Genomic DNA, 7,497 nt, shown 5'->3' with positions numbered 1-7,497 from the left:
GATTGGGGCTTTTTTGTTTGATTACTTACGCAAAAACAGACGTTTTTACTGCTCTATACGTTGCAAAAATGCCTGCGTACGAGGATGTTTTGAGTCCTCAAACAGCTGCTTGGCACTGCCTTCTTCAACCACATGACCATCTTCAATCAGTACAACATGATCGGCAACGTCGCGGGCAAAGTTGATTTCGTGAGTCACTACGACCATCGTCCAACCTTCGGAGGCGAGCTGCTTCATTGTCTCTAGCACATCTTGTACCAACTCTGGATCAAGCGCAGAGGTTGGCTCATCAAACAGTAATAGCGACGGCTCAATAGCAAGCGCACGAGCAATACCAATACGCTGCTGTTGACCACCAGATAGCTGAAACGGATAGAGATCTGCTTTGTCCGACAGTCCAACTTTCTCCAGTAGTACCAATGCCTGCTCACGGGCTTGCGCTTTGCTCTGCCCTTGTACCACTGTAGGCCCAAGCATCAAGTTTTCAATGGCTGTCTTATGTGGAAACAAATTATAAGACTGAAACACCATACCTGATTTACGCTGTAAAGCTAGTAGCGTCTTTTTGCTTGGCTTAGTCGCAAAGTCGACGCTCAAGCTATCATCATCAAAAGCAATCACACCTTGATCAGGAATCTCTAGCGCATTTAAACAACGCAAAAAGGTGGTTTTACCCGATCCTGAAGGTCCTAATATTACGACTACTTTGCCTTTATTAATGGTCAAGTCGATGCCTTTTAGCACCTGATTGCCACCGAAGGCTTTATGAATATTAGTGACTTTGATCATAAAAATTCCTGTTGGGCTAGTCTATATTTGCGAGTGTCTATTGAGCCATAACTTATTTTACTACGTAGCTTATTTTGCCACATAACGATCTAGCCTAGTTTCAAGCTTGCCTTGGATAAAGGTCAAGAACAGACAGATACCCCAGTAGATAATTGCGGCTTCGGTATAGACCAGCATAAACTCATAGTTACGAGCTGTGATAATCTGCGCTTGTTTGAACAGCTCAGTGACCAGTACCAATGAAGCAAGTGAGGTATCTTTTACCAGACTGATAAAGGTATTAGACAACGGCGGCACCGACACTCTAAGCGCCTGCGGTAAAATCACATGACGAAACGTCTGTAGATACGTCAAACCAACCGTCGAGCCTGCTTCCCACTGCCCTTTTGGTATCGACAAAATCGAAGCACGCACTGTCTCAGATGCATAAGCACCGATGTTCAGTGAAAACGCGATAATCGCTGAGGGAAAGGGATCGAGCTTCACCCCGACACTTGGCAGACCATAGAAAATAATAAACAGCTGAACCAGCATCGGTGTACCGCGAATGGCGGACACATAGACACGAGCGAGCCGATAAATGATTTCATGGAACCAAGTGGCACGCGGAATGATACGAATCAATGCCACTGTCAGTGCAATGGCCATACCGATCGCAAATGAGATCAACGCCAGCGGTATCGAATAATAGATACCGCCTTTGAGCATTGGCCAAAACGACGAGATGACAATCTGCGCTCGATCAGGACTCATAAATGGCAATACTGCCAATAAGTCCGCGAACCATGATGTAGACATTACAGAAGCTGACATGATAGAAACTGACATTATTTTTGTTGACTTATATCAGCACCAAAGAACTGTTCACTAAGCTTAGTTAGCGTGCCTTCAGCCGCCAATTCAGCCATCGCTTCATCCAGTTTCGCTACAACTTCATCATCACCTTTGATAAGCACTAGGCCTGAACCACGTAACTCACTAGCAGGTGCAGTCAGTTTAATCTCAAGATCAGAATCTGGGAATTTCTTTAGATAATCCAATACCGCCAGATTGTCATTCATCGTAAAGTCAGCACGATCTTGCTTTACTAATTGAATCGCTTGCGCCATACCATCGACAGGAACGATCTCTGCACCGTAACGCTCTGCAAGCTCACCGTAGTTACTGCTAAGTGATTGCGCAGTACGTAGACCTTTTAGACCTTCCCACGAGCTATAACGGTTGTCATCAGTAGGTGCCAATACAACCGCACCTGACCAGCTATAAGCCATTGCTTTGTCATACTTTGCTTTACGCTCAGGCGTGGTCAAACTAACTTGGTTGGCGACCATATCAAAACGTTTTGAGTCTAGACCTGCCAGCATCGCATCCCACTGAGTTTCTTTAAACTCAACATCAACGCCTAGTTTATCAGCAACGGCACGCGTCACTTCGACGTCATAACCCGTCAACTGACCGCTCTCATTATGATAAGTGAATGGCGGATAGGTGCCTTCGGTACCGACGTTAATCGTGCCGCCATTATTGATACGTTGTAGCAAATCTGAACCACCAGTCGCAGCACTATCTGTCGCATTGGTGTCGGCTTCATTGGTGCTAGACTGACCACAAGCGGCAAGCAATACAGTACTGGCGGCAAGGGCTAAAAGGTTACGACGTTTCATAAGACGTCCTTATAAGAGTGAATGAATAAAGTAAAAATGCATAATGTTAATAAGACACACAGCACTAATAAAATATACGGTGCTAATAAATAGAGCAAGCCGACACAGAAGAACAATATAAGCTCCTCTATGATATTCGGCTTTGGTTGCCCGATTTGAGGCTATTTGGGCTATTTTTCAATACTGTTTCTATATTATATTTTAATTTTTAACGATTGTTCAAATATTCTGACGAGTTTAATTAGCGCCAATTGCCATCTTATTAAATAGCAGCTTATGGATATAGTATCTCACTTTAGACAGAAACACGTACACAATCAGTGAGCATACGTAAGCTATAGTCAGTTCAATATAATTTCGATACAAGGAAACCGAGTGCAAGTTATACATTAGTATGCTTAGCGAGGATGACGATGTAGCGGATTTATATAGGCTTGACTATATCTGCTACAACTCGCCTGAGAACTGATAGCGATCTCCTGCATGCCACATTTTTACAAAGGTAACGACTTGGCCAGCCGAATAGGTCTGCCGACGCAATACAAGCGTTGGTGACTGCGGCGCAATTTGCAAAAACTTAGCAATCTCATCAGGGGCTGCCAATGCTCGGATGGTATAGCTGCCACTCTCTAGAGGGCTTTTGGCAATTAAGTAATCACTGGTATTGACCACACTAAAATCCTGATCGATGAATTTCGGCACTTTTTTAGCATCGACCCAACGCTCTTCAAACTGTATAGGCTGACCATCGGCAAAGTGAATAATTTTTACTTCATATAGGACAGCTTCATCACTAGCGTTTGTATCCACGCTTGCGTTAACAGATACAGACTCCTCATCGATCACTGCCCCTTCATTAATACCAAACTTACGACGCAGCTCATTATCGAGCATAGCAGCAGTAACAGCACGCTTGCTGACGACCTTTGCCTCATAATCACGATTGGCAGACTTTAAATCCTCAGCGATGTTGCGTACCTCAACAAACGTATGATTGAACTGCTGCTGTGCGACAAACGTGCCCGACCCTTGCCGACGCTCTAACACCCGCTCCTCGCTCAGCTCTTTTAGCGCACGGTTGACTGTCATCCTTGACACACCAAACTCTTCAGCCAGTGCCATTTCTGTCGAAATTGCGTTGCCCGCTTGCCACTTACCAGAATGGATGTTGTCTAGTATGGCGTTTTTTATGCGTTGATACGCCGGAATCGTCTTTGTCATATCCGCCTTTGACCGTCAGTTTTGCTAATAGGAATGACCACATAATATCACGAGACCACCGTGCAAGCCTTAGTCAAAATGTCTGAGCGTTCAGTGTTGACTAGGGCGTTTTTCAACTCACTCGGTGTTATCTAAATCGACTGAGTAAATAACAAAAATAATCAGCTCATGAAAAAAAACCTTGCATGAAAAAAGTATCTTTGATAATTTGTATATACAAATATACAGCAGTGCTAGAAAATTTGCTTTATCGATTCGATATTTTTATGAATTTAGATGAATACTTAGTCAATGAATATCTAGGCTGACTGTAAGACACTTACTTTGATGACTTTATCGCCCTATTCGCTATCACAAGGATATGATCATGACTACTGACAATGGAACCAACAAAGAGACTAAGCTGACTCGCCGTGATGAGAGCCGTAATATTGCTGCGCCTACTGGTAGCACGCTACATTGCAAAAGCTGGCTGACCGAAGCACCTTATCGTATGCTGCAAAACAACCTGCATCCTGATGTGGCAGAAAACCCAAAAAGCCTGGTCGTCTACGGTGGTATCGGACGCGCAGCCCGTAACTGGGAAAGCTATGATCAAATCTTAGAATCACTAAAAGAATTAGAAGATGATGAGACGTTGCTAGTGCAATCTGGTAAACCAGTCGGCGTATTTCAAACACATGAGAATGCACCGCGTGTCTTAATTGCTAACTCCAACCTTGTACCGCGTTGGGCAACGTGGGAGCACTTCAACGAGCTCGATCGCAAAGACCTGTTTATGTACGGTCAGATGACTGCTGGTAGCTGGATTTATATCGGCACGCAAGGCATCGTCCAAGGGACGTATGAGACTTTTGTGGAAGCAGGTCGTCAGCATTATGATGGTAGCTGGGCGGGTCGTTGGATTTTAACCGCTGGTCTGGGCGGTATGGGCGGCGCGCAGCCACTAGCTGCAACTTTTGCGGGTGCAACGTCATTGAACATCGAATGTCAGCAGTCTAGTATCGATTTCCGTTTGCGCACGGGTTATGTCGACAAGCAAGCAGACGATCTTGACCATGCTTATGAGTTAATCAAACAACATACGGACGCGGGCGAAGCCGTCTCTATTGCTCTACTTGGTAATGCCGCAGATATCTTGCCTGAGATGGTCAAGCGTGCTAATGCTGGCGGTATGAAGCCTGACTTGGTCACCGATCAAACCTCAGCGCATGACTTGATCAATGGCTATCTACCAAGCGGCTGGACGGTAGAGGAATGGAAAGCCGCCCAAGAAGATTCAGAGCAACATGCAGCACTGATCAAAGCCGCTGCTCAATCTTGTGCGGTACATGTACAAGCGATTTTAGACTTGCAAGCGATGGACATTCCAGCGACTGATTACGGTAATAATATCCGTCAGGTCGCTTTCGATGAAGGGGTCAAAGATGCCTTCAACTTCCCAGGTTTTGTCCCTGCGTATATTCGTCCGCTATTTTGCCAAGGTAAAGGCCCTTTCCGCTGGGTAGCGCTATCGGGTGATCCAGAAGATATCTATAAGACTGATCAAAAAATCAAAGAGCTATTCCCTGAAAATAAACATATTCATCGCTGGTTAGATATGGCAAAAGAGCGTATTCAATTCCAAGGCTTGCCTGCTCGTATCTGCTGGTTAGGGCTTGGTGAGCGAGATAAAGCGGGCTTAGCATTTAATGAAATGGTCAAAAACGGCGAGCTAAAGGGCCCAATCGTCATTGGTCGTGATCACTTAGACACGGGTTCTGTCGCTAGTCCAAACCGCGAAACAGAGAGTATGAAAGACGGCTCAGATGCGGTATCTGATTGGGCGCTATTGAACGGTATGCTAAATGTGGCTGGCGGCGCAACTTGGGTATCACTACATCATGGCGGCGGTGTCGGCATGGGCTATTCGCAGCATTCAGGTATGGTCATCGTAGCGGATGGCACGGACGCCGCGGCCAAACGCTTATCGCGAGTACTTGTCAATGATTGCGGCTCAGGCGTTATGCGTCACGCCGATGCAGGTTATGAGTTGGCGATTAAGACAGCGAAAGATTATGGTCTAAATCTGCCAATGATCAAATAGTTTGTCCCTTGTCTTTATACGCCGTAGCTGGGTATAAGGACATAATCGGCGTTTTATCAAGGAGGATAATATGATTGAACAAAATACAGCATCTGATCTGAACGATGAAAATGCAACGACATCGTCAAAAAAACTGCTATCAACCCCTATTGCTTTAATACAGCTGATCGTATTCAGTACGATCGGTTTAGTGATGTTTTTTGTGCCATTTACCATTGGTGAAAAAAGCACGATTTTGTTCGATCATGGCGCAACCTATCTAGTCACTCAGCAGCATACCTTGTCCGTGACGCTATTATTTTTACTCATCCTCTATGGAGTGAGTAAGCCATTTATCGATGGCTCATGGCGCAAAAATATCACCCATATGATTATGACGACTTTCAAGATCATCGGTCTGATGTTGGCAGTGATGTATGTGGCTGACATAGCGCCTACCTTTATGATGGAAAAGGACATGCTGCCGTTTCTGTTTGAAAAACTGGCCTTACCAGTCGGCATGATTGTACCGCTTGGGGCACTAATATTGGCCTTCTTGGTTGGCTTTGGCTTATTAGAAATGGTTGGTGTGCTCATGCAGCCGATTATGAAACCTATTTGGAAAACCCCAGGTTCATCAGCGATTGATGCTGTAGCTTCCTTTGTCGGTAGCTACTCCATTGGCTTACTCATCACCAATCGTGTGTACTTGCAAAAGCAATATTCAGCGCGTGAAGCCATTATCATTGCGACCGGGTTTTCGACTGTATCAGCGGCGTTTATGGTTATTGTTGCCAAAACGCTTGATCTGATGGAATTTTGGAATATGTTCTTTTGGTCTACGCTAGTGATTACCTTTATTGTTACTGCGATTACTGCTCGTATTCCGCCTATCAGGCTCTTTGATGATAGCGTTGAACGTCCCGCTTTAGACCATAAAGGTGGTACACGGCTAGCAGCTGCGTTTGATTTAGGTTTATCCACTTCGCGCCGTGCCACTGACCTCAAACAAATCTTGTGGTCTAACTTTCATGACGGTCTAACGATGGCAGCCGCTATTGTGCCTTCTATCATAGCTGTTGGCTTAACAGGATTACTGTTAGCAAAATATACACCCGTTTTCGATGCCTTGGGCTTGCTTCTCTATCCATTTACATGGCTTGGCGGCCTACCAGAACCACTTGTCGCTGCCAAAGGAATGTCGGCAGGATTGGCTGAAATGTTCTTACCAGCATTATTACTGAGCAATGCTGACATATTGACGCGCTATGTGGCAGGTGTCATCTCCATTAGCAGTGTGCTGTTCTTCTCAGCCATGATTCCATGCGTGCTTGCGACCGAGATTCCAATCTCTGTTGGTAAAATGGTCATCATTTGGTTCGAGCGCGTGGTACTCAGTATTTTATTGGCTGCAGCATTCGGACAACTGGCCATGTACTTCAACTGGATTGGCTAAAAAATTCAAACCCGATAATAGCTATTTCGTTGATTAAAAACCTTTCAACAACTTCATTTTAATAAAGATACTAGGGCGTGTCCTCAATTCAAACGAGTGTCCTCTAAATGGGCTAAAAACAGCTAAATTTTGCCAAACATCGTCAAATAGTTGGTCAACATCTCGATATTATCTGCACTATTTTCCTCGTTTGACGGCAATTTATCTCATCTTTATCACCATTTTTAAAATGAGGACACGCCCTAAACAAAAATAATATAACCCATATAGTCGATTCAATTTAAAAGTAGTACAAGGCAACC

At 44.8% G+C, this 7,497-nt stretch carries 6 protein-coding genes; 2 read left to right on the top strand and 4 right to left on the bottom strand.

Features of this window, described 5'->3' with window-relative positions; all coding sequences use genetic code 11:
• Positions 1-45: 45 nt before the first annotated feature.
• The 4 genes from CXF62_RS08465 to CXF62_RS08450 all read right to left on the bottom strand — a co-directional run bounded on the left by CXF62_RS08465 (position 46) and on the right by CXF62_RS08450 (position 3,674).
• Positions 46-789 (bottom strand): amino acid ABC transporter ATP-binding protein, encoded by a 744-nt coding sequence (locus tag CXF62_RS08465; protein WP_057761251.1) that lies wholly within the window; start codon positions 787-789, stop codon positions 46-48.
• Between the two features lie 69 nt (positions 790-858).
• Positions 859-1,542, bottom strand: a complete 684-nt coding sequence (locus tag CXF62_RS08460; RefSeq protein ID WP_179797881.1) for an amino acid ABC transporter permease — start codon at positions 1,540-1,542, stop codon at positions 859-861.
• A 74-nt stretch (positions 1,543-1,616) separates the two neighbouring features.
• Positions 1,617-2,453 (bottom strand): amino acid ABC transporter substrate-binding protein, encoded by an 837-nt coding sequence (locus CXF62_RS08455; protein WP_102093882.1) that lies wholly within the window; start codon positions 2,451-2,453, stop codon positions 1,617-1,619.
• Positions 2,454-2,900: 447 nt separating this feature from the next.
• The gene (locus CXF62_RS08450; RefSeq protein ID WP_102093881.1) at positions 2,901-3,674 is read right to left on the bottom strand and encodes a UTRA domain-containing protein; all 774 of its coding nucleotides are present in this window, start codon (positions 3,672-3,674) and stop codon (positions 2,901-2,903) included.
• A gap of 367 nt (positions 3,675-4,041) precedes the next feature.
• Between CXF62_RS08450 and hutU the strand changes: the two genes are divergently transcribed.
• Together hutU and CXF62_RS08440 are read left to right on the top strand one after the other, a co-directional pair.
• Complete coding sequence (gene hutU / locus CXF62_RS08445; RefSeq protein WP_102093879.1) at positions 4,042-5,760, top strand: urocanate hydratase; 1,719 nt, start codon at positions 4,042-4,044, stop codon at positions 5,758-5,760.
• 70 nt (positions 5,761-5,830) lie between these two features.
• Positions 5,831-7,195: a YjiH family protein gene (locus CXF62_RS08440; protein ID WP_197707706.1), complete on the top strand. Its 1,365-nt coding sequence runs from the start codon at positions 5,831-5,833 to the stop codon at positions 7,193-7,195.
• The last annotated feature ends 302 nt before the right edge of the window (positions 7,196-7,497 follow it).

Source organism: Psychrobacter sp. MES7-P7E (assembly GCF_002863645.1).
Classification (GTDB): domain Bacteria; phylum Pseudomonadota; class Gammaproteobacteria; order Pseudomonadales; family Moraxellaceae; genus Psychrobacter.
Note: the sequence above shows the minus strand (reverse complement) of the source record. Positions and strands in the feature narration are given on the sequence as shown.